The sequence below is a fragment of the Rhodospirillaceae bacterium genome (assembly GCA_016722635.1).
Lineage (GTDB): Bacteria > Pseudomonadota > Alphaproteobacteria > JAEUKQ01 > JAEUKQ01 > JAEUKQ01.
Map to the genome: position 1 here is coordinate 249,328 of JADKIX010000010.1, position 24,971 is coordinate 274,298.

The 24,971-nt window shown below is 44.5% G+C and carries 37 protein-coding genes and 1 pseudogene; all 38 read left to right on the top strand.

From position 1 onward, the window contains the following. Positions 1 to 165: 165 nt before the first annotated feature. The 38 genes and pseudogenes from rpiB (at position 166) to rpsK (ending at position 24,948) form a co-directional block, all read left to right on the top strand. Complete coding sequence (rpiB, locus tag IPP67_05425; GenBank protein MBL0338609.1) at positions 166 to 645, top strand: ribose 5-phosphate isomerase B; 480 nt, start codon at positions 166 to 168, stop codon at positions 643 to 645. Positions 646 to 719: 74 nt separating this feature from the next. Continuing rightward, positions 720 to 2,015, top strand: coding sequence for a serine hydroxymethyltransferase (locus IPP67_05430; GenBank protein ID MBL0338610.1), 1,296 nt, complete (start codon positions 720 to 722; stop codon positions 2,013 to 2,015). A 79-nt stretch (positions 2,016 to 2,094) separates the two neighbouring features. After that, a complete protein-coding gene (nrdR, locus tag IPP67_05435; GenBank protein ID MBL0338611.1) occupies positions 2,095 to 2,571 on the top strand; it encodes a transcriptional repressor NrdR in 477 nt (158 codons plus the stop codon). Positions 2,572 to 2,574: 3 nt separating this feature from the next. Then, entirely contained in the window at positions 2,575 to 3,705 is a 1,131-nt protein-coding gene (gene ribD / locus IPP67_05440) for a bifunctional diaminohydroxyphosphoribosylaminopyrimidine deaminase/5-amino-6-(5-phosphoribosylamino)uracil reductase RibD (GenBank protein ID MBL0338612.1), read from the top strand. Between the two features lie 80 nt (positions 3,706 to 3,785). Continuing rightward, positions 3,786 to 4,379, top strand: coding sequence for a riboflavin synthase (locus IPP67_05445; protein ID MBL0338613.1), 594 nt, complete (start codon positions 3,786 to 3,788; stop codon positions 4,377 to 4,379). A gap of 90 nt (positions 4,380 to 4,469) precedes the next feature. Then, the gene (ribB, locus tag IPP67_05450; GenBank protein MBL0338614.1) at positions 4,470 to 5,585 is read left to right on the top strand and encodes a 3,4-dihydroxy-2-butanone-4-phosphate synthase; all 1,116 of its coding nucleotides are present in this window, start codon (positions 4,470 to 4,472) and stop codon (positions 5,583 to 5,585) included. Positions 5,586 to 5,620: 35 nt separating this feature from the next. After that, complete coding sequence (locus IPP67_05455) at positions 5,621 to 6,130, top strand: 6,7-dimethyl-8-ribityllumazine synthase (GenBank protein ID MBL0338615.1); 510 nt, start codon at positions 5,621 to 5,623, stop codon at positions 6,128 to 6,130. Then, positions 6,130 to 6,627, top strand: a complete 498-nt coding sequence (nusB, locus tag IPP67_05460; protein ID MBL0338616.1) for a transcription antitermination factor NusB — start codon at positions 6,130 to 6,132, stop codon at positions 6,625 to 6,627. Before IPP67_05455 ends, nusB begins: the two co-directional genes overlap by 1 nt. Beyond that, positions 6,599 to 7,615, top strand: a complete 1,017-nt coding sequence (gene thiL, locus IPP67_05465) for a thiamine-phosphate kinase (protein ID MBL0338617.1) — start codon at positions 6,599 to 6,601, stop codon at positions 7,613 to 7,615. The genes nusB and thiL overlap by 29 nt, the downstream gene beginning before the upstream one ends. Before the next feature lie 418 nt (positions 7,616 to 8,033). Beyond that, positions 8,034 to 8,405 (top strand): 30S ribosomal protein S12, encoded by a 372-nt coding sequence (locus IPP67_05470; GenBank protein MBL0338618.1) that lies wholly within the window; start codon positions 8,034 to 8,036, stop codon positions 8,403 to 8,405. Positions 8,406 to 8,443: 38 nt separating this feature from the next. Further along, a complete protein-coding gene (gene rpsG / locus IPP67_05475; protein ID MBL0338619.1) occupies positions 8,444 to 8,914 on the top strand; it encodes a 30S ribosomal protein S7 in 471 nt (156 codons plus the stop codon). A gap of 37 nt (positions 8,915 to 8,951) precedes the next feature. After that, on the top strand, positions 8,952 to 11,027 hold the full coding sequence (fusA, locus tag IPP67_05480) for an elongation factor G (GenBank protein MBL0338620.1): 2,076 nt from the start codon (positions 8,952 to 8,954) through the stop codon (positions 11,025 to 11,027). Between the two features lie 41 nt (positions 11,028 to 11,068). Further along, positions 11,069 to 12,278 (top strand): annotated as a pseudogene (tuf, locus tag IPP67_05485) (elongation factor Tu). 23 nt (positions 12,279 to 12,301) lie between these two features. Then, complete coding sequence (rpsJ, locus tag IPP67_05490) at positions 12,302 to 12,616, top strand: 30S ribosomal protein S10 (GenBank protein ID MBL0338621.1); 315 nt, start codon at positions 12,302 to 12,304, stop codon at positions 12,614 to 12,616. 91 nt (positions 12,617 to 12,707) lie between these two features. Then, positions 12,708 to 13,385, top strand: coding sequence for a 50S ribosomal protein L3 (rplC, locus tag IPP67_05495; protein ID MBL0338622.1), 678 nt, complete (start codon positions 12,708 to 12,710; stop codon positions 13,383 to 13,385). Between the two features lie 19 nt (positions 13,386 to 13,404). Next, a complete protein-coding gene (gene rplD / locus IPP67_05500) occupies positions 13,405 to 14,025 on the top strand; it encodes a 50S ribosomal protein L4 (protein ID MBL0338623.1) in 621 nt (206 codons plus the stop codon). Then, positions 14,022 to 14,351, top strand: a complete 330-nt coding sequence (locus tag IPP67_05505; GenBank protein MBL0338624.1) for a 50S ribosomal protein L23 — start codon at positions 14,022 to 14,024, stop codon at positions 14,349 to 14,351. Before rplD ends, IPP67_05505 begins: the two co-directional genes overlap by 4 nt. Positions 14,352 to 14,356: 5 nt before the next feature. Further along, complete coding sequence (gene rplB / locus IPP67_05510; GenBank protein ID MBL0338625.1) at positions 14,357 to 15,178, top strand: 50S ribosomal protein L2; 822 nt, start codon at positions 14,357 to 14,359, stop codon at positions 15,176 to 15,178. An 18-nt stretch (positions 15,179 to 15,196) separates the two neighbouring features. After that, positions 15,197 to 15,475 carry a 30S ribosomal protein S19 gene (gene rpsS / locus IPP67_05515; GenBank protein MBL0338626.1) on the top strand — a complete coding sequence of 93 codons (279 nt, stop codon included), beginning with the start codon at positions 15,197 to 15,199 and terminating at the stop codon, positions 15,473 to 15,475. A gap of 2 nt (positions 15,476 to 15,477) precedes the next feature. Beyond that, positions 15,478 to 15,867: a 50S ribosomal protein L22 gene (gene rplV, locus IPP67_05520; GenBank protein ID MBL0338627.1), complete on the top strand. Its 390-nt coding sequence runs from the start codon at positions 15,478 to 15,480 to the stop codon at positions 15,865 to 15,867. Further along, the gene (gene rpsC, locus IPP67_05525) at positions 15,868 to 16,554 is read left to right on the top strand and encodes a 30S ribosomal protein S3 (GenBank protein MBL0338628.1); all 687 of its coding nucleotides are present in this window, start codon (positions 15,868 to 15,870) and stop codon (positions 16,552 to 16,554) included. A gap of 26 nt (positions 16,555 to 16,580) precedes the next feature. Continuing rightward, entirely contained in the window at positions 16,581 to 17,000 is a 420-nt protein-coding gene (gene rplP / locus IPP67_05530) for a 50S ribosomal protein L16 (GenBank protein MBL0338629.1), read from the top strand. A 3-nt stretch (positions 17,001 to 17,003) separates the two neighbouring features. Beyond that, a complete protein-coding gene (gene rpmC, locus IPP67_05535; protein MBL0338630.1) occupies positions 17,004 to 17,210 on the top strand; it encodes a 50S ribosomal protein L29 in 207 nt (68 codons plus the stop codon). Positions 17,211 to 17,251: 41 nt separating this feature from the next. Next, a complete protein-coding gene (rpsQ, locus tag IPP67_05540) occupies positions 17,252 to 17,536 on the top strand; it encodes a 30S ribosomal protein S17 (protein MBL0338631.1) in 285 nt (94 codons plus the stop codon). A gap of 2 nt (positions 17,537 to 17,538) precedes the next feature. Beyond that, positions 17,539 to 17,907, top strand: coding sequence for a 50S ribosomal protein L14 (gene rplN / locus IPP67_05545; GenBank protein ID MBL0338632.1), 369 nt, complete (start codon positions 17,539 to 17,541; stop codon positions 17,905 to 17,907). 82 nt (positions 17,908 to 17,989) lie between these two features. Then, positions 17,990 to 18,310: a 50S ribosomal protein L24 gene (gene rplX / locus IPP67_05550; GenBank protein MBL0338633.1), complete on the top strand. Its 321-nt coding sequence runs from the start codon at positions 17,990 to 17,992 to the stop codon at positions 18,308 to 18,310. An 11-nt stretch (positions 18,311 to 18,321) separates the two neighbouring features. Next, entirely contained in the window at positions 18,322 to 18,861 is a 540-nt protein-coding gene (gene rplE, locus IPP67_05555; GenBank protein MBL0338634.1) for a 50S ribosomal protein L5, read from the top strand. A gap of 24 nt (positions 18,862 to 18,885) precedes the next feature. Beyond that, entirely contained in the window at positions 18,886 to 19,191 is a 306-nt protein-coding gene (gene rpsN, locus IPP67_05560; protein ID MBL0338635.1) for a 30S ribosomal protein S14, read from the top strand. Between the two features lie 18 nt (positions 19,192 to 19,209). Continuing rightward, a complete protein-coding gene (rpsH, locus tag IPP67_05565; GenBank protein ID MBL0338636.1) occupies positions 19,210 to 19,608 on the top strand; it encodes a 30S ribosomal protein S8 in 399 nt (132 codons plus the stop codon). A gap of 12 nt (positions 19,609 to 19,620) precedes the next feature. Beyond that, positions 19,621 to 20,160 carry a 50S ribosomal protein L6 gene (gene rplF / locus IPP67_05570; GenBank protein MBL0338637.1) on the top strand — a complete coding sequence of 180 codons (540 nt, stop codon included), beginning with the start codon at positions 19,621 to 19,623 and terminating at the stop codon, positions 20,158 to 20,160. Positions 20,161 to 20,206: 46 nt separating this feature from the next. Then, entirely contained in the window at positions 20,207 to 20,569 is a 363-nt protein-coding gene (gene rplR, locus IPP67_05575; protein MBL0338638.1) for a 50S ribosomal protein L18, read from the top strand. Positions 20,570 to 20,615: 46 nt separating this feature from the next. After that, positions 20,616 to 21,179 carry a 30S ribosomal protein S5 gene (rpsE, locus tag IPP67_05580; GenBank protein MBL0338639.1) on the top strand — a complete coding sequence of 188 codons (564 nt, stop codon included), beginning with the start codon at positions 20,616 to 20,618 and terminating at the stop codon, positions 21,177 to 21,179. 2 nt (positions 21,180 to 21,181) lie between these two features. Further along, positions 21,182 to 21,394, top strand: coding sequence for a 50S ribosomal protein L30 (gene rpmD, locus IPP67_05585; GenBank protein ID MBL0338640.1), 213 nt, complete (start codon positions 21,182 to 21,184; stop codon positions 21,392 to 21,394). A 55-nt stretch (positions 21,395 to 21,449) separates the two neighbouring features. Beyond that, a complete protein-coding gene (locus IPP67_05590) occupies positions 21,450 to 21,938 on the top strand; it encodes a 50S ribosomal protein L15 (protein MBL0338641.1) in 489 nt (162 codons plus the stop codon). A gap of 62 nt (positions 21,939 to 22,000) precedes the next feature. Then, positions 22,001 to 23,362 (top strand): preprotein translocase subunit SecY, encoded by a 1,362-nt coding sequence (secY, locus tag IPP67_05595; GenBank protein MBL0338642.1) that lies wholly within the window; start codon positions 22,001 to 22,003, stop codon positions 23,360 to 23,362. After that, the gene (locus tag IPP67_05600) at positions 23,359 to 24,036 is read left to right on the top strand and encodes an adenylate kinase (GenBank protein ID MBL0338643.1); all 678 of its coding nucleotides are present in this window, start codon (positions 23,359 to 23,361) and stop codon (positions 24,034 to 24,036) included. Before secY ends, IPP67_05600 begins: the two co-directional genes overlap by 4 nt. 78 nt (positions 24,037 to 24,114) lie before the next feature. After that, positions 24,115 to 24,489 carry a 30S ribosomal protein S13 gene (gene rpsM / locus IPP67_05605; GenBank protein ID MBL0338644.1) on the top strand — a complete coding sequence of 125 codons (375 nt, stop codon included), beginning with the start codon at positions 24,115 to 24,117 and terminating at the stop codon, positions 24,487 to 24,489. A gap of 63 nt (positions 24,490 to 24,552) precedes the next feature. Continuing rightward, positions 24,553 to 24,948: a 30S ribosomal protein S11 gene (gene rpsK / locus IPP67_05610; GenBank protein MBL0338645.1), complete on the top strand. Its 396-nt coding sequence runs from the start codon at positions 24,553 to 24,555 to the stop codon at positions 24,946 to 24,948. Positions 24,949 to 24,971 lie beyond the last annotated feature (23 nt).

Sequence of the window (24,971 nt, forward strand, 5' to 3'; positions counted from 1 at the left end):
ATAGAAAAAAATATAATCTGACGAGCTGAATAAATAATTTGCAAAAAAACACCCAACAACCATACTCAAAATATAAAATTATAGCCGATCAATTTGGTACGGAACATCCATTTTATAGGATTTTCAACCTGTAAATTTTTTCTATTATAGGGCGAGAAGAAGCCAATGAACAGCCTATCCCCCACAAGTTTACCCGCACTTGATTTAAAAGCTACATTTTCTCATGTCTTCTGTGCTGCTGATCATGCGGGTTTTCAATTGAAGAAACAACTGGTCGGATGGCTGCACTCTATCAATTATCCGGCCACGGATTTGGGGGTTTTTGATGAAGTTTCGGTTGATTATCCCGATCTGACCCATCTGGTATGCCAAAAACTTCAAGAAGACGTAAAGGCGGCAGGCTTACTTGTTTGCGGCTCAGGAATCGGGATGTCCATGGCTGCTAACAGATTCAGGCATATCCGGGCTGCGTTATGCCATGAACCGTTGTCGGCGCATTTATCAAGGGCCCACAATAACGCCAATGTATTATGTTTGGGCGGGCGGTTGATTGGCGAAGAAATGGGCAAAGAATGTGTCGTGAAGTTTTTGCAAACTGCCTTTTTAGGTGGCAGGCATCAACGCCGGATACAAAAATTAGGATAAAAGAAAGTTGATTTTATCCCCTTATCTCTTCTTTTTTTATTATTTTCTGATAGCTTTTTAAACAGGTGACTTTTATGAAAAAACTTTCTCAAGCGGCCTTAAGTAAAACTGACTTAAGTAAAACTGACCCCAAAATCTTCAAAATAATTGGGGCAGAAAAACGGCGCCAACAAAACCAGATTGAATTGATTGCCTCTGAAAACATCGTCTCCCAAGCTGTGCTAACGGCCCAAGGTTCCGTATTAACCAATAAATATGCGGAGGGTTATCCCGGCAAAAGATATTATGGGGGATGCAGATTTGTTGATGAGGTAGAAACGGAAGCGATGGAACGGGCCCAAAAACTTTTTGATTGTGGCTATGTCAATGTCCAGCCCCATTCCGGTGCACAAGCCAATCAGGCAGTTTTCCTGGCGTTACTCAACCCAGGTGATTGTATTATGGGCATGTCTTTAAATGCGGGTGGACATTTAACCCATGGCGCTGCCCCCAATCTTTCAGGCAAATGGTTTAAATCGGTGGGGTATCCCGTACATCCAGATGATGACATGATTGATTTTGCGGCTTTAGAAAGTTTAGCCCTGCAACATCGCCCTAAATTAATTATTGCTGGCGGCTCAGCCTATCCCCGAATTATTGATTTTCAAAGGATACGGAGGGTTGCTGATCAGGTGGGTGCTTATTTAATGGTGGATATGGCCCATTTTGCAGGGTTAGTGGCCGCCGGATATTATTCAAATCCGTTCGCGCATGCCCATGTTATCACGACTACCACCCATAAAACCCTTCGCGGGCCAAGGGGAGGGATGATTTTAACCAATGACGAAGACTTATCCAAAAGAATCAACAGCGCGGTTTTCCCCGGTCTTCAGGGTGGGCCCTTAATGCATGTGATTGCAGCCAAGGCGGTAGCGTTGGGCGAAGCGTTGCAACCATCTTTTAAGAAATATATCAAAGGGGTGGTAGAAAATATCCAAGTTCTTGCGAAGCAATTGCAAAATTTAGGCTGGCGTTTGGTTTCAGGGGGTACTGATACCCACCTTATTTTACTTGATTTAAGGTCCAAAAAATTAACCGGTAAAGTTGCTGAAGAATCTTTGGAGCGTGCTGGTATCACATGCAATAAAAATAGCATCCCTTTTGACCCGCAAAAACCGACCATCACTTCGGGTATCCGGTTGGGGTCGCCTGCCGTTACCACCCGCGGGTTTGGTGTCAAAGAATTTGCCCAAATTGCCGAGTGGATTGATTACGTCTTAAACGCAGCGAGGAAAGATCAAGAAATAGAAAAAGCCGAAAAAAAAGTTTTAAGACAGGTGCGAAAACTGTGCCAGCGGTTTCCTATTTATTCCGATGACAATCAAGAATAAACCCCCTATATTACTTCTCGCTTATGGTATTTTATGAAGGGGTTAGTTGCTCTTCAATTTTTTTTAAAGAGTTGTTTTCATGCGATGCCCTTTTTGCAGCACGGATGACACCCAAGTTAAAGATTCCAGGCCAACGGATGATTTTGCAGCCATTCGCAGGCGGCGGCAATGCGTTTCCTGTGGGGCGCGATTTACAACTTTTGAACGCATTCAATTGCGAGAACTGACTATTGTGAAACAAAATGGTCGTCGTCAACCTTTCGATCGGGATAAATTATCACGCTCGATGCAAATTGCTTTGCGCAAAAGGCCGATTGATTCCGGACGATTGGAAAGGGTTATCAACGGTATTGTCCGACAATTAGAAAGTTTGGGCGATACGGAAATTACCAGCCAGACCATTGGCACGATGGTAATGGATGCCCTGTATAATTTAGATCCAGTCGCTTATGTCCGTTATGCCTCTGTTTACAGGAACTTTAGGGAGGCAAAAGACTTTGAAAATTTTATTGAAAATTTGGCAGTGGCGGAACCGAATAAACAAGAAGAACCTTGATTAATGCCTATTGTTCCTGAGCAACCTCAAGACCAACTATTTATGAATCAGGCGTTGCGTTATGCCGGGCTTGGCTTAGGTGAGACTTGGCCCAACCCTTCGGTTGGATGTCTTATTATAGACGCCCAGTCAACCCTATATATTTCACGCACCGCTCATACAGGTAGGCCCCATGCAGAGGAGAGAGCGCTTTTAAAGGCAGGCTCCAGGGCATTTGGGGCAACTTTATATGTGACTTTGGAGCCCTGTGCCCATACTAGCCAGCGCCTATCTTGTGTAGATGCAATTATTCAGGCGGGGGTAAAAAGGGTGGTGATCGCTACAATTGATCCCGATCCGCGCACCAATGGCCGGGGAATTGAAAAGTTTTTGCAAGCTGGGTTGTCGGTGACCACCCCTTGTTTAGAAGACGTTGCGAAAAAATACCAAGCTGGTTTTTTATCTATCCAAAAAAGGCAACGTCCATGGATAACCTTAAAAATGGCCGCTTCCTTAGATGGAAAGATTGCGGATGATACTGGAAATGGCCGGTGGATTACCAATGAGCGTTCGAGAAAACGTTCGCATGTACTGCGTGCTTTTCATGATGCCATCCTGGTTGGTATAGGAACGGTATTGAAAGATGATCCTTTATTGAATTGCCGCTTGAAAAGATTTGGACATAGGCGGGCGTTGCGCATTGTTTTGGATAGCCATTTGCGTATTCCGCTTGACAGTCAATTGGTTCAAACGGCCAGCCAATATCCTACGTGGATTATTTGTTTATCCGGGCAAAATCCTTTGAAATTCCAACAATTGACGGAAAAAAGGGTGGTTGTTTGGCCGCATGCGGATTTATCGATCCCCCATCTGGTTCGATTTCTGGCAGAACGGGGGTTAACGAGGGTTTTAGTGGAAGGAGGAGGAACATTAAACGCTGCTTTTTTGAAGGAAAAAATGGTAGATCAACTGATTATTTTCCGTGCTCCTATATTTTTAGGGGAACAAGGAATCAGCATGACCAAAACCCTATCTCCTGTTTCCATCCACCACCCCTACCGATTTCAACGCTTGAGAATCAAAGATTTATCAGGCGATATCTTTGAACAATACCAAATGATTTCAGCGCCTGATCTTGATAAGGTGGTTGATTGATTGAAGGCCAATCCCTATAACAAGATTGTATGATTTTATAAGGTATATTTAATCCAGATTTAAATGCAGGTCAGGGTATTATGTTCACGGGGATCATTACGGATAAAGGTACTGTTCGTAAAATTGAAAATAAAGGGTTACTAAGGATAGATATCCAAACTTCCTATCCCACGTCAGAAATTGTTTTTGGCAGTTCTATCGCTTGCGATGGCGTGTGTCTTTCAGTGGTTGCTATGCAAGGCCATCACTTTACGGTGGAAGTTTCCGTGGAAACACAAAAATGTACCAATATTTCCACCTGGAAAGTGGGAACCGTGATTAATTTGGAACGGTCATTGAAAGTGGGCGATGAAATGGGGGGGCATTTTGTCAGTGGGCATGTGGATGCGGTTACAACCATCCAAGATGTGTTAACTGAGGCAGGCAGTTTACAATTATTCGTCCGTATCCCGCCCTCTTTGCGTGGTTTTATTGCCCCGAAGGGGTCCATTACGATTAATGGCGTGTCGTTAACGGTAAACCATGTTTCAGAAGGTGTTTTTCAAGTTAACCTTATTCCCATTACGCAGCAAAAAACCAATCTGGGATTATTAAGAATTGGTTCGCTTGTTAACATCGAAATTGATATGTTGGCGCGCTATCTTGCCACCTATCTCAAGGAGCATGGCCGATGAACGATTTTCATGAAGATTTTTCTCCCCCCCCCCAAAAAAGGAAAAAGGGGAAAGAAAGGGGGGGGGTTTTTTTTTGCCATATTCAGCGCGATGAACGATTTTCATGAAGTTATTTCCTCTATTCCCGAATTAATTGAGGATGCCCGAAAAGGAAAAATGTTCGTATTGGTGGATGATGAAGACCGGGAAAATGAAGGTGATCTCGTTATCCCTGCCCAGATGGTAACTCCGGTATCGATTAATTTTATGGCCCGTTACGGAAGGGGGCTTATTTGTTTGGCGTTAAACCGGGAAAGGGTTGAGCAATTACGCCTTCCCTTAATGTCAGCTAATAATCAAACTCGCCATCAAACCGCATTTACGGTTTCCATTGAGGCGAAAGAGGGGATATCCACCGGCATATCAGCAGCCGATCGCGCCAAGACAGTGGCGGTGGCTATTGATCCTGCAAAAGATTCCCGCGACATTGTAACCCCTGGCCATATTTTCCCATTAGTTGCACGGGATGGCGGGGTGCTCGTGCGGGCAGGGCATACGGAGGCTGCAGTCGATATTGCAAAATTAGCAGGCTTAAATCCCGCGGGTGTTATTTGCGAAATTCTTAATGAAGACGGCACCATGGCCCGTCGCGATGATTTGGTCAGGTTTGCCCAATATCATCATTTAAAAATTGGTACCATTGCCGATCTTATCGCCTATCGCCGACGTTCTGAAAAAGTGGTGGAACGTAAAATGCAGACTATTTTACACAGTTCTCATGGCGGGGAATTTCAAATGTTTGTCTATATCAACCGCTTTGCTTATGCCGAACATATTGCCTTGGTAAAAGGGGATATCCGGCAGCCAGGTCCGGTTTTGGTGCGCATGCACGCCCTAAATATCCTGGAAGATGTTCTAGGCGATCAGAGATTCGCCAAAAACAGCCCATTGCAGCTGGCTATGCAGGAAATTTCTAAGGAAGGAAAAGGGATATTGGTTTTGATCCGTGAGCCTTCACCAACCAGTTTAAGCGATCGTATCCTAAGGCGAGAACAAGAAGAAGTGAAAGATACGAACGAATTAAGGGATTACGGTGTTGGAGCACAAATTTTAAGCGATTTAGGTGTTAAAGAGATTGTCTTGCTTAGCAATCACATTCGCAATATTGTCGGGATTGAAGGGCATGGGTTAAAGATTATGGGTCAACGGCCTTTATATCCTTTATAATTTTTTTAGAGAAAGGGCTTGCTATGGTAGCCAGTATGTCAAACGATCGGAAAAAACCAGCGATCCCGATTCTTTTATCATCGCCTGCACATGTTTTGATTGTAATTGCAAAATTCTATCATGATATCTCAGAAGAATTGCTGCAAGGGGCGTTGGCGTGCTTAAAACAAAACAAAGCTTCTTATGACTTGTTGGAGGTGCCGGGTGCTTTTGAAATTCCTGCTGCAATCCATATGGCATTGGCTGCCAGCGATTATAGGAGTAATCAATTAAAACAAAAAATTGAGGGATCGATTGCGTTGGGATGTGTGATTCGCGGTGAAACCAGCCATTATGATTATGTGTGTGGCGAAAGTGCCAGGGGATTGCAGCAGGTTGCTTGCCAACAATTACACCCCGTAGGAAATGGGATTTTGACGGTTGAAAATAAGAATCAAGCCTGGGACCGTGCCAAAAGGAATAAGCAAAATAAAGGCGGGGAAGCAGCAGCTGCTTGTTTGTCCATGATTATGACTAAACGCCGTCTCTTTCAGGATAAAAAATAATGTCGGTTGTCTCCAAAAAATACCACCCCATGCAACGCCATTTGACCAGGTTAGCTGCGGTTCAGGCCTTATATCAGCAAGAAATAACGCACGAATCGATCAAGCACATTATCAGTCAATACCGCCAACATGATTTGGTGCATTGGTCGGATTTGTTAAATAATGTCAAGTTAGATTGGCCTTTTTTCGATCTATTGGTAACGGGAGTGGCAGATAATCAAGAAAAAATAGATCAATTATTGCGTAATAATCTGGAGAAAGAGTGGCCGATTGATCGTTTGGAAACTGTTTTGCGGGTTATTTTACGTGCCGCAACCTTTGAATTTAGTAATTTTTCTGATATCCCAATTAAGGTAATTATTACGGAATATGTGAACATTACGGGTTGTTTTTATGAAAGTAAAGAAATCGGCTTTATCAATAAAATTCTGGATTTGATTTCTTCTCAAATTAGACCTACTAGCCCCCATGACCAGCCAGAAAAAACCAGCCTCTAATTTGCCGGGCGAATTTGAAGTTATCCGCAGGTATTTCTTACCTTTAGCGGCCGCGTATCCGGCAAGCTTACGCTTGCAAGATGATGCGGCGTTGCTTTCCCTGGATCAGGCTGCCCGCTTAGTAATAACGGCTGATGCTGTGGTTGCGGGCGTTCATTTTTTTGCGGATGACCGGCCTGATTGCATTGCCCGCAAGGCTTTACGCGTCAATATTTCTGATTTGGCGGCAAAAGGGGCGGAACCTATTGGTTATTTGATGACGATTTCTTTGCCCTCTAATATTTCGGAGGCATGGATTAGCAGTTTTGCAAAAGGGTTGTTCCAAGATCAGCAGGAATTTGGCATTGGCTTGCTGGGTGGCGATACCGTTTCGACCCCCGGGCCTCTAACCATTTGCATTACCGCCATTGGCCAATTGTCGAAATCAGCCATACAAATGCCGCAACGACAGCATGCCAAACCGGGTGATTTATTGCTGATGACGGGTACATTGGGTGATGCGGCGTTGGGGCTAAAACTATTGCAAAAAACTTTAACAGTCGAATCGGAAGATTTTTATCAATTTTTAACACAGCGATATTGGGTCCCGCAGCCGCGCTTAAGCTTGGGAATAAAATTAGTTCAAAATAACCTGGTCCACGCGATGATGGACATATCCGATGGCTTGCTCGGCGATTTGCAGCATATTTGCCAGGCTTCCGGCGTGGGGGCCATCGTTAGAAGCAGTCTTATCCCATTTTCTCCAGCTACCAGTCTCTTATGCCAGCAAGAACCTGACCTCCTTGAAACTGTTTTAACGGGGGGAGATGATTACGAATTATTACTTTCCGTCCCAAAAGAAAAATTACCTCTTGTCAAAAAAATAGCCCAGCAAGAACAGGTTTTGTTGAATGTTATAGGGGAAATAACGGCAGGAAAGAATATTGAGGTGTTTGACCTGCTAAATAAAAATTATCCGATTGCGGTCAAAGGTTTCCAACATTTTTGAATATGAATATGTTGATTTGATAGGTTTTAAGGAATCATAAGCGCCTTGGTAACAAAGCCTTCAGCAAACCCTTCTTTCGCCCTATCATTAATTTCCAGCGCAATCCTGGGGCGCATGATAAGCGTGGTAAAATTTATAAACACCAGAAATTAAGGGAATATTTAGGCCTTTGCGGGGTTTTTTCTGCAAGGAAATATGCAACCCATGAAGATTCGTGCTTGACGGGAAGAAAACATGTTCATATTATGCAGCAACATTGTGAAACTAGCTGTAGGCGCGACCAGGCTTAGACGTGGTTTCTTCGTAAGATTGAGCTGAAAATTTCAAGGAAATTCTTGGCTTTCGGTCAGCCGCTCGAAGATTTTAGCTTCAGAGCGGTTATTGTTTGTTATTATAGTCTGTGATAGGAAATTTTTGAATGCCAACGATCAGTCAGCTTATTCGTAATCCTCGTCAGGAACGTAAAAGAAGAGAAAAAGCCCCTGCTTTGGGCGAATGCCCGCAGAAGCGAGGCGTTTGTACCCGTGTTTACACGACAACGCCAAAGAAGCCTAATTCCGCTTTGCGTAAGGTCGCGCGTGTGCGCTTGACGAACGGAAATGAAATTACCGGTTATATCCCAGGTGAAGGGCACAATTTGCAAGAACACTCTGTCGTGTTAGTGCGTGGCGGCCGTGTGCCTGATCTGCCGGGGGTGCGTTATCATATCATCCGTGGATCTTTGGATACACAGGGAGTTAAGGATCGCCGTCAAGGTCGCTCGAAATATGGTGCTAAGAAGCCTAAGTAGTTTATTGATAGTTTATTATTGAAACAAAGGAGTCTCTAATGTCGCGTCGCCACTCTGCTGAAAAGCGCGAAATTATTCCAGATGCAAAATACGGTGATGCCGTTTTAGCAAAATTTATGAATGTGCTAATGTATGAAGGCAAAAAATCGGTTGCAGAAAAAATCGTTTATGGGGCGTTTGATCAGATCAATCAAAAATCTGGGAATGATCCCTTGGAAGTTTTTAAGCAAGCTTTAGAAAATGTTTCTCCTCAAATTGAGGTGCGTTCAAGACGGGTTGGTGGCGCAACGTATCAGGTGCCGGTTGAAGTAAGGGCGCAGCGATCTCAAGCGTTGGCCATCCGCTGGATTATCTCTTCTGCCCGGGCACGCTCGGAAACAGAAATGACTAAAAGGTTAAGTGCTGAATTAATGGATGCCTCCGCTAATAAGGGAGCTGCCGTTAAAAAACGTGAAGATACGCATAAGATGGCAGAGGCAAACAAAGCGTTCTCTCATTATCGTTGGTAATAAATTGGATTTGATGCAATAAGATTGGGTATTTAGGATGTCACGAGTTACGCCGATTGAACATTATCGCAATATTGGAATTATGGCTCATATTGATGCCGGTAAGACCACTACGACCGAACGTATTCTTTATTATACGGGTAAATCCTATAAAATGGGTGAAGTCCATGAGGGTACGACGGTGATGGACTCGATGGAGCAGGAGCGTGAACGTGGTATTACGATTTCAGCGGCGGCCACCACTTGCTTTTGGCGCAAGCACCGCATTAATATCATTGATACTCCGGGTCACGTCGATTTCACGATCGAAGTTGAGCGGTCCTTGCGTGTCCTCGATGGAGCTGTGGCTGTTTTTGACAGTGTTTCAGGGGTTGAGCCGCAGTCAGAAACTGTTTGGCGGCAGGCAGATAAATATAAAGTGCCGCGGATTTGCTTTATTAATAAAATGGATCGAGTTGGGGCTGACTATCCCCGTTCTATCGAAATGATCAAGGATCGTTTGGGGGCAAAACCGCTGGTGCTGCAACTTCCGATTGGTGAAGAAAGCTCTTTCACCGGCGTGGTGGATTTGGTTTCCATGAAGGGAATCGTCTGGAAAGATGAGACCTTGGGGGCGGAATTCGTTGTTGGGGAAATCCCTGCCAATTTAAAGAAAAAAGCTCTCGAGGAAAGGGCTAAACTGATCGAAATGGCCGTGGAAGTCGATGATGCGGTTATGGAAGCTTATTTGGATGGGGTTGAGCCGGATGAGGTGAATTTACGCCGCTTAATCCGTAAGGGTACGATTAAAGGAAATTTTTTCCCAGTTATTTGCGGCAGTGCCTTTAAAAATAAGGGTGTGCAATTATTGCTGGATGCCGTGGTGGATTACTTACCCTCACCTAAGGATGTTGGTTCGGTAATTGGTCATAGTTTGGACGGGGCGAAAGAGATTGAGCGCCGGTGTAATGACGATGAGCCATTTTCAGGATTAGCCTTTAAGATTATGGCGGATAAACACCGTGTTCCCTTGACTTATGTCCGTATTTATTCGGGGATTCTCTCGACTAGTTCGACTGTCTTGAATACGGTAAAGGATAAAAAAGAGCGAATCGGGCGTATGTTATTGATGCATGCTGATGAGCCTGAGGAGATTAAAGAAGGCCGGGCAGGGGACATTGTGGCGTTAATAGGATTAAAAACAACCACAACCGGTGATACGTTATGTGATGTGACGAACCCAGTGCTGCTGGAACGTATGGAATTCCCCGAGCCCGTTATTGAAGTGGCGGTGGAGCCTAAAAGCAAGGCTGATCAGGAGAAGATGGGTGTTGCTTTAAACCGATTGGCACAGGAAGATCCGTCTTTCCGTGTCAGCGTTGATCAGGAAAGTGGCCAAACTGTTATTAAGGGGATGGGTGAATTACACTTAGAAATTATTATTGATCGGATGAAGCGCGAATACAGTGTCGAAGCCAATGTGGGTGCGCCACAAGTTGCGTACCGTGAAACGATTACCAAAATGATTGAGTATGATTATACACATAAGAAACAAACCGGTGGATCTGGGCAGTATGCGAAAGTCAAAATCCGTTTTGAGCCTCTCCCCGCTGGCAGTGGATTTGAGTTTGTGAATGCGGTAGTGGGTGGTGCGGTTCCTAAGGAGTATATACCGGGTGTTGAAAAAGGCTTGACGGCGGTAAAGGAAACAGGGGTGATTGCAGGGTTTCCGGTCATTGATTTTAAGGCAACCCTAATTGACGGCGGATATCATACCGTTGACTCTAATGCTTTAACTTTTGATATTGCCAGTCGCGCTTGTTTCCGTGAAGCTATGCCGAAGGCCGGTGCACGGTTGTTGGAGCCGATTATGCGAGTCGAGGTCGTGACTCCCGAGGACTACATGGGCGATATCATTGGTGAATTAAATAGTCGGCGCGGTCAAATTAACAATATGACTGCCCAAGGAAACGCTAAAGTTATTGCTGCCATGGTTCCATTGGCAAACATGTTTGGCTATGTCAATAGCTTGCGTTCAATGAGCCAGGGGCGTGCGCAATACACGATGCACTTTGATCATTATGAACAAGTGCCGCCAGCGGTTGCCGAGGAAGTTAAGGCTAAATACGCCTAAAAATTTAGTATGATGATTGTTTAGCAATAAGGAATAAAGAGATGGCGAAAGCGAGATTTGAGCGGACGAAGTTGCACTGTAACGTAGGGACGATAGGGCACGTTGATCATGGTAAGACGACGACGACTGCGGCGTTGACGAAGATCTCTGCGGAGGTATATGGGAAGACGAAGTATGTGGCGTATGATGAGGTAGCGAAGGCGTCTGAGTCGCAGGGGCGGAGGGATCCGACGAAGATATTGACGATTGCGACGTCGCATGTGGAATATGAGACGAAGGGGCGGCACTATGCGCATGTGGACTGTCCTGGGCATGCGGATTATGTGAAGAACATGATAACGGGTGCGGCGCAGATGGACGGGGGCGATATTGGTGGTATCAGCGGAAGACGGGCCGATGCCGCAGACACGTGAACATATATTATTGGCGCGGCAGGTGGGTGTGCCGGCGTTGGTGGTATTTTTGAACAAAGTGGACAAGGTGGATGATCCGGAGTTATTGGACTTGGTGGAATTGGAGATTAGGGATTTATTGACGCATTATAACTACCCTGGGGACAAGATACCGATTGTGCGAGGGTCTGCGTTGAGTGCGGTGAATGGGACTAATCCGCAGCTTGGGAAGGAAGCGATACTGAAGTTGATGGAAGCGATTGACACGTATATTCCGCAGCCTGTGCGTCCGAAGGACAAGGCATTTTTGATGCCGATTGAGGATGTGTTTTCGATCTCTGGGCGAGGGACGGTGGTGACAGGGCGAATTGAGCGGGGTGTTGTGAAGGTAGGGGAGGAAGTGGAGATTATCGGGTTGAAGGATACGGTTAAGACGACAGTGACGGGAGTTGAGATGTTCCGGAAGTTGTTGGACAGTGGAGAGGCAGGGGACAATGTGGGGGCGTTGTTACGCGGGACGAAGCGAGAGGATGTGGAGCGTGGGCAGGTATTGGCGAAGCCTGGGTCGATTACGCCGCACACGAAATTTAAGGCGGAGGCGTATATTTTAAAGAAAGAAGAGGGCGGGCGTCATACGCCGTTCTTTACGAATTACCGGCCGCAATTTTACTTTCGGACGACGGATGTGACGGGAGTGGTGCAGTTGCCTGCTGGTACGGAGATGGTGATGCCGGGTGATAATATAGCGGTGGATGTGCAGTTGATTGCGCCGATTGCCATGGATGAGGGGTTGCGTTTTGCTATCCGTGAGGGCGGCAAGACTGTTGGTGCCGGTGTCGTCACCAAAATCGTCGAATAATTAACTCTTGTAAGATGTAGAAAATGGAAAATCAAAATATACGTATTCGTTTAAAAGCTTTTGACCATCGTTTGTTGGATCAATCAACTAGCGAGATTGTAAATACTGCTAAAAGAACGGGTGCAAAAATTAGGGGTCCGATCCCCTTGCCAAATCAGATTGAAAGATATACAGTCCTGCGCTCACCACATGGTGATAAGAAAAGTCGTGAGCAATTTGAAATTCGGACTCATAAAAGGTTAATGGAGATTGTTGAGCCCACACCGCAAACGGTTGATGCTTTAATGAAACTAGATTTGGCCGCAGGCGTGGATGTGGAAATTAAGTTAAGAAACTAAGGCTAGGGGAAGTTGTTCAATTAAGTTGTTTTATTTGAATGATGGCTATTAAAAAAGTTAGTAAAATATAATTTTTTGATTTGGTGGTTTTATGCGTACTGGTTTAATTGCCCAAAAAGTGGGTATGACACAATATTTTCAGCAAGATGGGACGCCTGTTCCGGTAACGGTTTTGAAGATTGAATCTTGCCAGGTTGTCGCAGTGAAGACGCAAGAAAAAGATGGATATAGTGCCATCCAACTTGGGGTTGGTAAGGCGAAAGTCAAAAACGTCAGCAAGCCACAACGCGGCCATTTTGCAAAAGCTAAAGTTGAGCCGAAGCGTAAGCTTGCAGAATTCCGGGTTTCAGATGATGCTTTATTGCAGGCGGGTGTGGAAATCACTGTAGATCATTTTGCTACCGGGCAGTTTGTTGATGTGGCGGGCATTACAATCGGTCGGGGATTTGCTGGGGCTATGAAGCGCCATAATTTTGGTGGGTTAAGGGCCAGCCACGGTGTCTCCGTTTCTCACCGTAGTCATGGTTCTACAGGTAATCGCCAAGATCCTGGACGTGTTTTTCCGGGTAAAAGAATGGCTGGTCACATGGGCCAGGTGCGTGTCACCGTACAGAATTTACAAGTTGTTATGACCAATAAAGAAAAGGGGTTGATTTTAATAAAAGGTTCTGTCCCGGGTGCAGAAGGTGGGTATTTATTGGTGCGTGATTCGGTTAAGAAGATCCACAAGGATTTACCTTTCCCGGCCGCTATCGCCCAAACAGTATAATCGAATAACAGGTATCATTATGAAAGTTCAGCTTTATTCTTTGGATAATCAACAAGTCGGTGAAATTGATTTGTCCGATCATGTCTTTGGGTTGCCTAGTCGTAAGGATCTTCTGTCCAGGACTATTAATTGGCAATTAGCTAAGCGCCGTTCTGGAAACCATAAAAGTAAAGAAATTGGTGATATTAGTGGAACGACCAAAAAGCCATGGGCGCAGAAAGGAACTGGTCAAGCGCGTCAAGGTAGCTTGCGTTCGCCGCAGTTCCGTAAGGGAGCCGTGATTTTCGGTCCGGTTGTTCGTAGCCACGCTCATGATTTGAATAAGAAAGTTCGTAAACTTGCTTTAAAAACCGCTTTATCTGTCAAGCAAGCAGAAGGTAAATTATTAATTTTGGACAATGCTGCTTTAGATTCGGCAAAAACTAAAGATTTAGCTATGACGGTTGAAAAATTTGGTTGGAAGTCAGTATTGCTTATTGATGGCAACGAGTTAAATGAAAATTTGGTGCGCGCGTCTTCTAGTTTATCTCATTTTGACATTTTACCACAGCAAGGGGCGAATGTTTATGACATTTTACGTCACGATATGCTGGTGCTAACTCAGTCGGCTGTGCGTAGTTTAGAGGAGAGATTGGCATGATAAAGAAGAAAGAAGCCGCTGTTGAGGACAATAAGAACTTAGCATCGATGTATGACATGATCCGCTCGCCAATTATTACGGAAAAAGCAACTTTTGTTTCGCAATTTCGGCAATTTACCTTCCATGTTCCTTTGACAGCAACCAAAATTGAGGTTCGGGAAGCAGTCGAGACGGTTTTTAAAGTGAAAGTTGTTGCTGTAAATACGCTGCGTCAGAAGGGCAAGGTGAAATTGTTTCGCGGTCGCCGCGGTGTGCGTTCTGATTATAAAAAAGCTATTGTTACTTTGGCAGAAGGCCAAAGTATTGATGTAAATACTGGAGTTTAGGAACTATGGCATTAAAAACTTATAGGCCGGTTACCCCATCCAGTCGCGGACTTATTTTAGTTGACCGTTCTGATTTATATAAGGGGCGGCCTGAAAAATCTTTAACAGAAGGTTTGCGAAAATCAGGTGGGCGTAATAACAACGGCCGTATTACCGCTTGGCGGATTGGCGGCGGTCATAAACAACTGTATCGTTTAGTTGATTTTAAGCGTCGTAAATTTGATATGCCAGCAGTTGTTGAGCGGTTGGAGTATGATCCAAATCGCACCGCTTTTATTGCTTTAATTAAGTACGAAGATGGTGAGCAAAGCTATATTTTAGCGCCGCAACGCTTGAAAGCTGGTGATCAAGTGATTTCAGGTGAGCGGGTTGATGTGAAGCCGGGAAATGCCATGCCTTTAAAAAGCATCCCAGTTGGTACGATTGTACATAATGTGGAATTAAAACCAGGTAAGGGCGGCCAGTTTGCTCGTGCCGCAGGTTCTTATGTGCAAATCGTCGGTCGTGATGGGTCTTATATCCAGTTGCGGATGAGTTCAGGCGAGTTGCGTATTGTCCGGGCTGAATGCATGGCAACAATTGGCGCAATTTCAAATCCTGACCAACAAAACGTCAAAATTGGTAAGGCGGGTCGTCATCGTTGGATGGGTGTTCGGATGACCGTTCGTGGTAACGCCATGAACCCAGTTGACCATCCTCATGGGGGACGTGGTAATAAAGGAACGCATCCCAAGACTCCTTGGGGTAAGGGAACAAAAGGTAACAAAACGCGCCATAACAAGAAAACCGATGGCTTCATTATCCGCAGCCGTCATGTTGTGAATTAGGTAAGGAGATTATAAGGTATGCCCCGTTCGATTTGGAAAGGCCCTTTTGTTGACGGTTATTTGTTAAAGAAGGCTGATGTATCGCGTGCTTCGGGTCGCAATGAAGTCATTAAGATTTGGTCTAGACGTTCGACTGTTCTTCCTCAATTTGTAGGATTAACTTTCGGTGTTTACAATGGCCGTAAGTTTTTGCCGGTATTTGTTACGGAAAATATGATTGGTCATAAATTTGGTGAATTTTCTCCAACACGCACCTTTGTGGGTCATGCTGGTGATAAAAAGGCTAAAAGGACATAAAAATGAGTAAGAAGAAAACAGTTCGTCGCTTCGCCGATACGGAAGCTGTGGCAAAAGTTTATAATTTAAAAGGCAGTCCACAGAAGTTAAATTTGGTGGCTCAGATGATCAGGGGATTGCCTGTTCAGCCAGCCCTTGCCCATTTAACATTGTCGAAACGTCGAATCGCCAATGAAGTTAAGAAAGCCTTGCAGTCAGCCATCGCGAATGCAGAAAATAATCATCAATTAGACATTGATCGTCTCTATGTGTCGGAAGCTACGGTTGGCAGAGCTTTTATCATGAAGCGTTTTCATGCCCGCGCGCGTGGACGTGGGGCCCGGGTAGAAAAAATTTGGAGCCACCTTACCGTCGTGGTGCGTGAGCAAAGTCAGCAGAAGGAGAATTCTTAAATGGGTCAGAAAGTTAACCCTACCAGCTTACGTCTGGGAATCAACAAGACGTGGGATTCACGCTGGTACGCCCCAGCCGGTAAATATGCAGAGTTATTACATCAAGATTTGGAATTACGCCGTTATCTGATGAAACGTTTGGAACAAGCTGGTGTTAGCCGTATCGTTATTGAAAGGCCAACCAAAAAGGCTAAGATTACTATTCATAGTGCGCGCCCTGGGGTTGTGATTGGTAAAAAGGGAACGGATATTGAAAAATTACGTAGCGATCTTAGTAAGTTAGCGAAAAGCGACGTCAGTTTAAATATCGTGGAGATTCGCAAACCGGAGCTCGATGCTAAATTAATTGCGGAGGGTATTGCGCAACAATTAGAGCGTCGGGTTGCTTTCCGCCGTGCCATGAAACGGGCTGTGCAGTCCGCCATGCGTTTAGGGGCTTTGGGTATAAGGATCAATTGTGGCGGCCGCTTGGGCGGCGCAGAAATTGCGCGGGTTGAATGGTACCGTGAGGGGCGTGTTCCCTTACATACATTGCGTGCCGATATCGATCATGGCCAGGCAACGGCAATGACAACGTATGGAACATGTGGAATTAAGGTTTGGGTTTATAAAGGTGATATTATGGCCCATGACCCAATGGCACAAGATAAGAAGCTGCAAGAATCATCACCTACGAAAGCGGTATAAGGAAAACGGGTAAAAGGTAGTTTAACATGTTAGCACCAAAAAGAACGAAATATCGTAAGGCTCATAAAGGGCGCATTCATGGGTTGTCGCGGTCTGCGACTTCCCTGAATTTCGGCTCCTTTGGCTTAAAGGCAACGGAACCTGGGCGAGTATCTGCAAGGCAGATTGAGTCAGCCAGACGAGCCATTACTAGGCATATGAAAAGGTTAGGTCGTATTTGGATCAGGATTTTTCCGGATGTCCCTGTGTCGGTCAAGCCCGCTGAAGTCCGGATGGGTAGTGGCAAGGGATCGCCCGAATTTTGGGTGGCACGGGTGAAGCCTGGGCGGATAATGTTTGAGATTGATGGGGTTCCGGTGGATTTAGCTAAGCGTGCTTTTGAGTTAGCTTCCGCTAAATTACCTATAACAACGCGCTTTATTGCTCGTTTTGTTGAGGAGAAGTAAGTTATGAAGCAAGAAGATTTGCGTGGGAAAACGGTAGATCAATTACAGGCTGAACTCGTTTCTTTGAAAAAAGAAAGTTTTAATTTGCGTTTTCAGCAAGTCAATGGTCAATTACAAAATAGCAACCGCATTCGTGTAGTGCGTCGTCAGGCTGCTCGTGTATTAACGTTTTTGAATCAACAACATCAGGCTACCAAAGAGTCAAATTAGTTTATCGCTTTGGCTATAGAATTTATTAAGGATTTTTTAAAATGTCGAAACGTGTGTTACAAGGAGTTGTGGTTAGCGATAAGATGCAGAAAACCGTTGTTGTTCAAGTGGAACGCCGAGTCATGCATTCGCTTTATCATAAATATCTGCGCAAGTATAAAAAGTATTCTGCCCATGATGCAGAAGGTGCCTGCCGGATGGGAGATGTTGTTGAAATTCAAGAATGTCCGCCGATTTCTAAAACCAAGAAGTGGGAAGTGATTTCTCGCAAAGGGACACAATCAAACGGCGCGAATGAATCAACAGCTTCGGCCCAGGAGATATAATTATGATTCAAATGCAATCAAATTTAGAAGTTGCCGATAATTCTGGAGCCAAGCGGGTTCAGTGTATAAAAGTTTTGGGCGGCTCTATGCGGCGCTATGCAACAGTTGGTGACATTATTGTCGTTTCTGTTAAAGATGCCATCCCTCGCGGTCGTGTTAAAAAGGGAGATGTCCATCAAGCGGTTATTGTGCGTACCTCACGCCATATACACCGTAATGACGGAACCTCCATCCGTTTTGACGCTAATGCAGCAGTATTAATTAATAAGCAGCGTGAGCCGATTGGAACCCGTATTTTTGGTCCCGTCACCCGAGAACTAAGGTCAAAGAATTTTATGAAGATCATTTCTTTAGCCCCAGAGGTTTTGTAAAGCTAAAGGTTATCTTGATTAGTATTCATCAATAATTATTGTATGTTTTGGTTAGCAAGAAAGATAAATATAGGTTCTTAATATGCCAGCGAAATTTAAAATTAAAAAGGGCGATAAAGTTGTTGTGATTTCAGGTCGCAGCAAAGGGCAGCAGGGCGAAGTCCTAAAAGTCTTACGGGAAGATGAGCGGGTCATTGTGCAAGGTGCTAATTTGGTTAAAAGGCACACGAAGCCATCTGCAAAATCCGCTGGTGGAATGGTAGAAAAAGAGGCAACTATTCATATTTCTAATGTTGCCCATATTGATCCAGTTGAAGGGAAGCCGACAAAAGTTGGCTATCAAATTTTGGAAGGTCGTAAGATTCGCGTTGCGCGTCGCTCCGGCCAACCTATCGATCGTTAAAGAGGTAAATTATGGCACGCTTTAAAGAAAATTATTATAATGTGATCCGCCCAAAGTTGATGAAAGATTTTGGTTACAAGAACGTGATGCAAACTCCCCGTTTGGAAAAAATTGTGGTCAATATGGGGGTTGGTAAGGCGGCACAAGACAGTAAAAAAATTAATACCGCTGTTGAAGAATTAACATTGATCACGGGGCAGAAGCCTGTTGTAACAAAGGCAAGAAAATCAATTGCGACATTTAAACTGCGCCAAGGGATGCCCATTGGTTGCAAAGTCACGTTACGCGGCAACCGGATGTATGAATTTTTGGATCGCTTGGTAACCATCGCTTTACCCCGTGTCCGCGATTTCCGCGGTATTTCTGGTAAAAGTTTTGATGGTGCTGGCAATTATTCTTTCGGATTAAAAGAACAGATCGTGTTTCCTGAAATCAATTACGACAAAATTGATCAAATCAGAGGAATGGATATTATCATCGTGACGTCTGCTAAAACAAATGATGAGGCAAAAGCTTTGTTAAAGGCTTTTGATATGCCTTTAACCGCTTAATTGAAATGTCTTAAGGGAGACAAAATGGCAAAGACTAGCTCAATTGAAAATAATAAAAAACGCGAACGGCTAACCCAGCAATATGCTGTTCGCCGGCAAGTGTTGAAAGATTTGATTATGAATGCTGATACCCCGATGGAGGAACGTTTTACGGCTCAGATGAAACTGGCCCAACTTCCAAGGAATTCATCAAAAACACGTGTCCGCCTGCGTTGTTTGTTGACGGGTCGTGCCCGTGGGAATTATCAGAAATTTAAATTATCACGATTATCACTTCGGAAGCTGGCCTCAAATGGTCAGATCCCTGGTATGGTCAAAGCTAGTTGGTAAGTAATTGAGGACGAAAAGATGTCAGTAACAGATCCTTTAGGTGATATGCTCACTCGTATTAGGAACGGCCAAAAGGCTGGTTTATCCAAAGTTTCCGCCCCTAAATCTAAATTGCAGGAAAACGTTCTTGCGGTTTTGAAAAAGGAAGGTTACATTCGCGATTACCAGGCAATTGATGGAGATTCAGGAAAAAATTCTTTAAATATTGAATTAAAGTATTTTGAAGGCCAGCCTGTGATTCGCGAAATTACTCGTGTATCGAAACCCGGGCGCCGCATTTATGTGGGTGTCGTTAGTATTCCAAGGGTTTATAATGGATTGGGGGTTGCTATTTTGTCCACACCGCAAGGAGTGATGACGGATAGTGAAGCTCGTGCTGCCCATACAGGTGGCGAATTACTATGTCGCGTTTTTTAGGAAAATTTGATTATGTCTCGTATTGGAAGAAATCCCGTTATACTCCCTGCTGGTGTTAATATCCAAGTGGTTGGAACAACGGTGAAAGCAAAAGGTAAAATGGGTGAGCTTGCGTTGTATGTAGGTGATCAGGTCAAGATTGAGCAACAAAGCGATAAGCTAATTGTCAGCCCTGTCAAGGATAATAAGCAAGGGAAAGTTATGTGGGGAACAGCCCGTAATTTACTGCGGAATTTGGTAATGGGGGTTTCAGAGGGATATTCAAAAATTCTTGAAATTAATGGTGTTGGATTCCGTGCTGCCGTCCAAGCAAAGTCGTTGCAATTGCAGGTTGGCTATAGCCATGATATAGTTTACCCGATTCCTGCGGATGTGACGGTTAAAGTTAGTGGAGATAAAGCTAACGTTGTTACGGTGAGTGGGCTTGATAAGCAGCGTGTTGGCCAGGTTGCATCCGAAATAAGATCTTTTAGGCCGCCTGAGCCTTACCAGGGCAAGGGGATTAAATACAGCACAGAAAAAGTCCGGCGTAAAGAAGGCAAGAAGAAGTAATTGCTTATTGGTTGTTTAATGTTTTTTTAGATGTAGAGAGTTAGCCATGTTGACAAGACTTGAATTAAAAGAGCGCCGTAGCCGTCGGTTACGCAAGCAGTTGCGTGAGAAGTCCGCGGGTCGTCCACGCTTATCTGTGTTTCGCTCCGGTAAAAATATTCACGTACAAGTGATTGATGATAGTCGTGGCCATACGGTTGCTGCTGCTTCCTCCCTTGACCAGACTTTAAAAAGCCAGTTAAAAACGGGTGCTGATATTGAGGCTGCTCAAGCGGTTGGCAAGTTAATTGCTGAAAGGGCCATTGCAGCTGGTGTCAAAGAAGTTGTTTTTGACCGCGGAAGTTATATTTATCACGGCCGGGTCAAAGCCTTGGCTGATGCCGCAAGAGAAGGCGGACTAGCGTTTTAGGTATTAATTTACAAATATATCACAGAAGATAGAGAACAGAAACAATATGGCCAAGAATGATCGTAACGACCGTCGGGATCGTAGTCGCGAAAGAACGAAGGATGAGGCAGAGCTAATTGAGAAGTTAGTCGGCATCAACCGTGTTACCAAGGTAGTAAAAGGTGGTAAAAGGCTTGGTTTTGCTGCCATTGTTGTGGTTGGTGACGGGAAGGGACGTGCTGGTTATGGGGCTGGGAAAGCTAAGGAAGTGCCAGAAGCTGTACGTAAGGCTACGGAACGTGCGCGCCGGACGATGGTGCGCATTCCTTTAAGGGAAGGCCGCACCATCCATCATGATATTAAGGGTAGATTTGGCGCAGGCAAAATTATCTTGCGTTCAGCGAAACCTGGGACGGGTATTATCGCAGGTGGGGCTGTACGGTATATATTTGAAGCTTTGGGTGTTCAAGATATCGTTGCCAAATCTGTCGGCTCATCTAATCCGCATAACGTTTTGAAAGCTACTTTTGATGCCTTGACTTCTTCTAATTCACCACGCCACGTGGCCACTAGACGCGGAAAGAAAGTAACGGACATCCTTAGTAAAAGACAAGCAGAGGTTAGGGAATAATTATGGCTAAAAATAGCAACGCTGCTGCACCTGCGAAGCAGTTGAAAATCACCCAAATTGGTAGCGGAATTGGTCGAGAATATAGCCAGCGCATAACATTGCAAGGATTGGGATTAGGAAAAATGCATCGTTCGCGTGTACTGCTTGATAATCCTTCTATCAGGGGCATGATTGTTAAAGTTCAGCATTTGGTAAAAGTTGAGGCGGTTGACTAAAGTTATATTGATTCGTAAGTAAAATTACCCTTTGCATGTTTTTTAGAGGACTATAATGAAATTAAATCAATTATCAGATAAACCTGGGGCAAAAAAGAAGCCTATCCTTTTAGGAAGAGGTATTGGTTCGGGTAAGGGTAAAACTGCTGGACGTGGCGGTAAAGGACAGACGGCACGCAGCGGCTGGTCAGGAAATGGTTTTGAAGGCGGACAAATGCCTTTGCATATGCGTATGCCCAAGCGCGGATTTAATAATTATACCCGCCGTCGGCATGTTGCTGTTAATCTTGGCCGAGTCCAGGAATTTATTGATCAGGGTCGTTTGGATATTAATGAAATGATTACGGGTCCAATGCTGCGTGATGCAGGTGTTATTGGGCATGACCGGGATGGTGTTCGGTTGCTTGGGGCTGGGGAATTAAAAAGCAAAATTAATATTTTAGTTGCAGGCGCTTCTGTGACTGCTATCCAAGCGGTTGAAAAATTAGGCGGCACCGTCACAGTGGAACGGGCACCTCGAGCCAAGCTCGAGGAAGAAAAATAACCGAATAAGGTTGTTTTGGATTATCATTTTGAAAAAGTAAAAAGTATAGGTTAAAAAGAAAAATGGCTTCTGCTGCCGAACAACTTGCTTCAAATATAAATTTAGGCGCCTTTGGTAAAGCTAAGGAATTAAAGAAGCGCATTTGGTTTACCTTAGGCGCTTTGTTAGTTTATCGGTTGGGTACATATATCCCATTGCCGGGAATAGATACCAACGCTTTTTCTAGTGTTTTGCAGCAAAATTCGGGTGGTATATTCGGTATTTTTAACTTGTTTAGTGGCGGTGCTTTACAGCGGATGACCATATTTGCTTTGAACATTATGCCCTATATTTCTGCCTCTATTATTGTCCAATTGTTGACGGCCGTGTTACCGCGCTGGGAAGCCTTAAAAAAGGAAGGGGAAGCGGGCCGTAGAAAACTAAATCAATATACCCGGTTGGGGACTGTTGTTCTGGCTGCCTTGCAAGGGTTTGGTATCGTAACTTTTATCGAAAGCATGAGAACCCAAGGCGGTGCCTCAATTGTGCTTGATCCAGGTTTGTTCTTCCGTGTTAGTGTGATTGTTACCTTGGTGGGCGCCACCATGTTTTTAATGTGGTTGGGGGAACAGATTACGGCCCGTGGTATCGGCAATGGCATATCCTTGATTATTTTTGCAGGTATTGTTGCAAATTTCCCCTCTGCTATTGCTAACCTTTTCAGTTTGGCGCGCGCCGGTTCCATAAAATTTTTGGGTAGCCCAACATTGGCTTTATTAATGACACTGGCATTTATTGGGTTGGTTGTGTTAATCGTAGTGTTTTTTGAACGTGCCCAGCGTCGTCTGGTTATTCAGTACCCTAAGCGCCAAGTAGGTAATAAGGTTTTAGGCGGCGATAATTCGCATCTTCCTTTAAGGTTGAATACGGCTGGCGTTATTCCACCGATTTTTGCAAGTTCTTTATTACTATTGCCGATCAGTATTTTCCAATTTTCTGCTTCAGGCCAAGGTGGTATGCTGGCGTGGTTGCAAAATAATTTGAACCATGGGACTTGGTTATATATTGCTTTATATTTGCTTTTGATTTTGTTTTTTGCTTTTTTCTATACAGCTATTGTTTTCAATCCTGAGGAAACTGCCGATAATTTGAAAAAAAACGGGGGCTTTATCCCTGGTATACGTCCTGGCAAAGCAACGGCTGAATATATTGACTATGTTTTGACAAGATTAACGGTTCTGGGCGCTCTTTATCTCGCCTTTATCTGTGTTTTACCGGAAATTGTTATCGCGGACAGCAGCTTACCTTTCTATTTTGGGGGCACTAGTTTATTGATTATTGTTTCTGTTACCATAGATACGGTGGGGCAAATACATTCGCACTTATTAGCCAATCAATATGAAGGATTGATCCGCAAGTCAAAATTAAAGGGATCACGCGGATGATTGTGGTGTTGTTAGGTCCCCCTGGTGCTGGCAAAGGAACCCAAGCTAAATGTTTGGAAGAAACAATGGGTTTGGTGCAATTGTCTACAGGTGACATGCTGCGAAAAGAAGTGAGCCTGGGTAGCTCGTTAGGCAAGCAAGTGAAGCAGGCTATGGATGAGGGGAAATTAATCTCTGACGAAATCTTGATCGCTATGATTAAAAAAGAATTACAAGTCAGTCGGAAAGGGTTTGTCTTCGATGGGTTTCCCCGCACTTTAGTCCAGGCAAAGTCTTTAGATGAAATGTTGGGGGCACAAAAAAAATCTGTAAATGCCGTGATTGAGCTGTTGATCCAAGAGGACATTCTGGTACAAAGGATTGCTGGCCGGTTTCAATGTAAGAATTGCGGCGCTGCTTATCATGAACAGAATAAGCTGCCTGTACATCAGGGTATATGTGATGTTTGTAAGGGGAAAGAATTTACCAAAAGAAAAGATGATAATGCGGAAACTGTTCGTGCCAGATTGCAGATTTATCAGCAGCAGATAGGGCAAATTCTGCCTTTCTACCAGAGCCAAAAAAAATTATACCGGGTAGATGCAATGCAAAAGCCAGGTGAAGTCAACCAACAAATTCTAAAAATAGTTAAATCTTTAGAAAGTAAACCGTCAACCACGCAGATTCTTCATTGACAGGCAGCCAATAATTTCTTATAAACTGCCCTTCAATGTTTATTTTTCTGTCTATTGAATAGTTAAAGGAGATCCCCTGTGGCGCGTATCGCTGGTGTCAATATTCCCACTCAGAAGAGAGTGCATATTGCCCTAACCTATATTTACGGTATCGGTCGTATTAATTCCTTAGAAATTTGTGAAAAAGTCGGTATCCCTATTGAACGCCGTGTTCACCAATTGTCTGATGAAGATGTGCTGAGAATCAGAGAAGTCATCGACCGCGATTATCGCGTCGAGGGCGATTTGCGCCGCGAAATTTCTATGAATATCAAGCGCTTAATGGATATGGCTTGCTATAGAGGGTTGCGTCATCGCAAGGGATTGCCAGTGCGTGGACAACGAACAAAGACTAATGCTAGGACCCGTAAAGGACCGATTAAAACGGTTGCTGGTTCTAAGAAATCCGTTTAAGAGCATTGCATACAATTAATCCGTATTTAGCCAGATTTTAAAAAATAATAATTAGGGTGATAAATGTCTAAAGCAGCTGCTGCCCCACGCTTGCGTCGTAAGGAAAGAAAAAACATTGGTGCCGGTGTCGCCCATGTGAATGCGAGTTTTAACAATACTGTTATTACTATTACTGATTTACAGGGCAATACAGTTGCCTGGTCGTCTGCAGGTGGGGAAGGTTTCAAAGGATCGCGGAAATCAACGCCCTATGCCGCCCAGATGGCTGCCGATACAGTTGCAAAAAAAGCGAAAGAGCATGGCGTAACTTCCTTGGAAGTTGAGGTCATCGGACCTGGTTCTGGTCGTGAATCAGCTTTGCGTGCTTTGCAAGCTGCTGGTTTTGTCATTAGTTCGATTCGTGACATAACTCCTGTGCCTCACAACGGTTGCCGCCCACCGAAGCGCCGCCGCGTATAGGGCGTCGACAGATCAAAAGAATT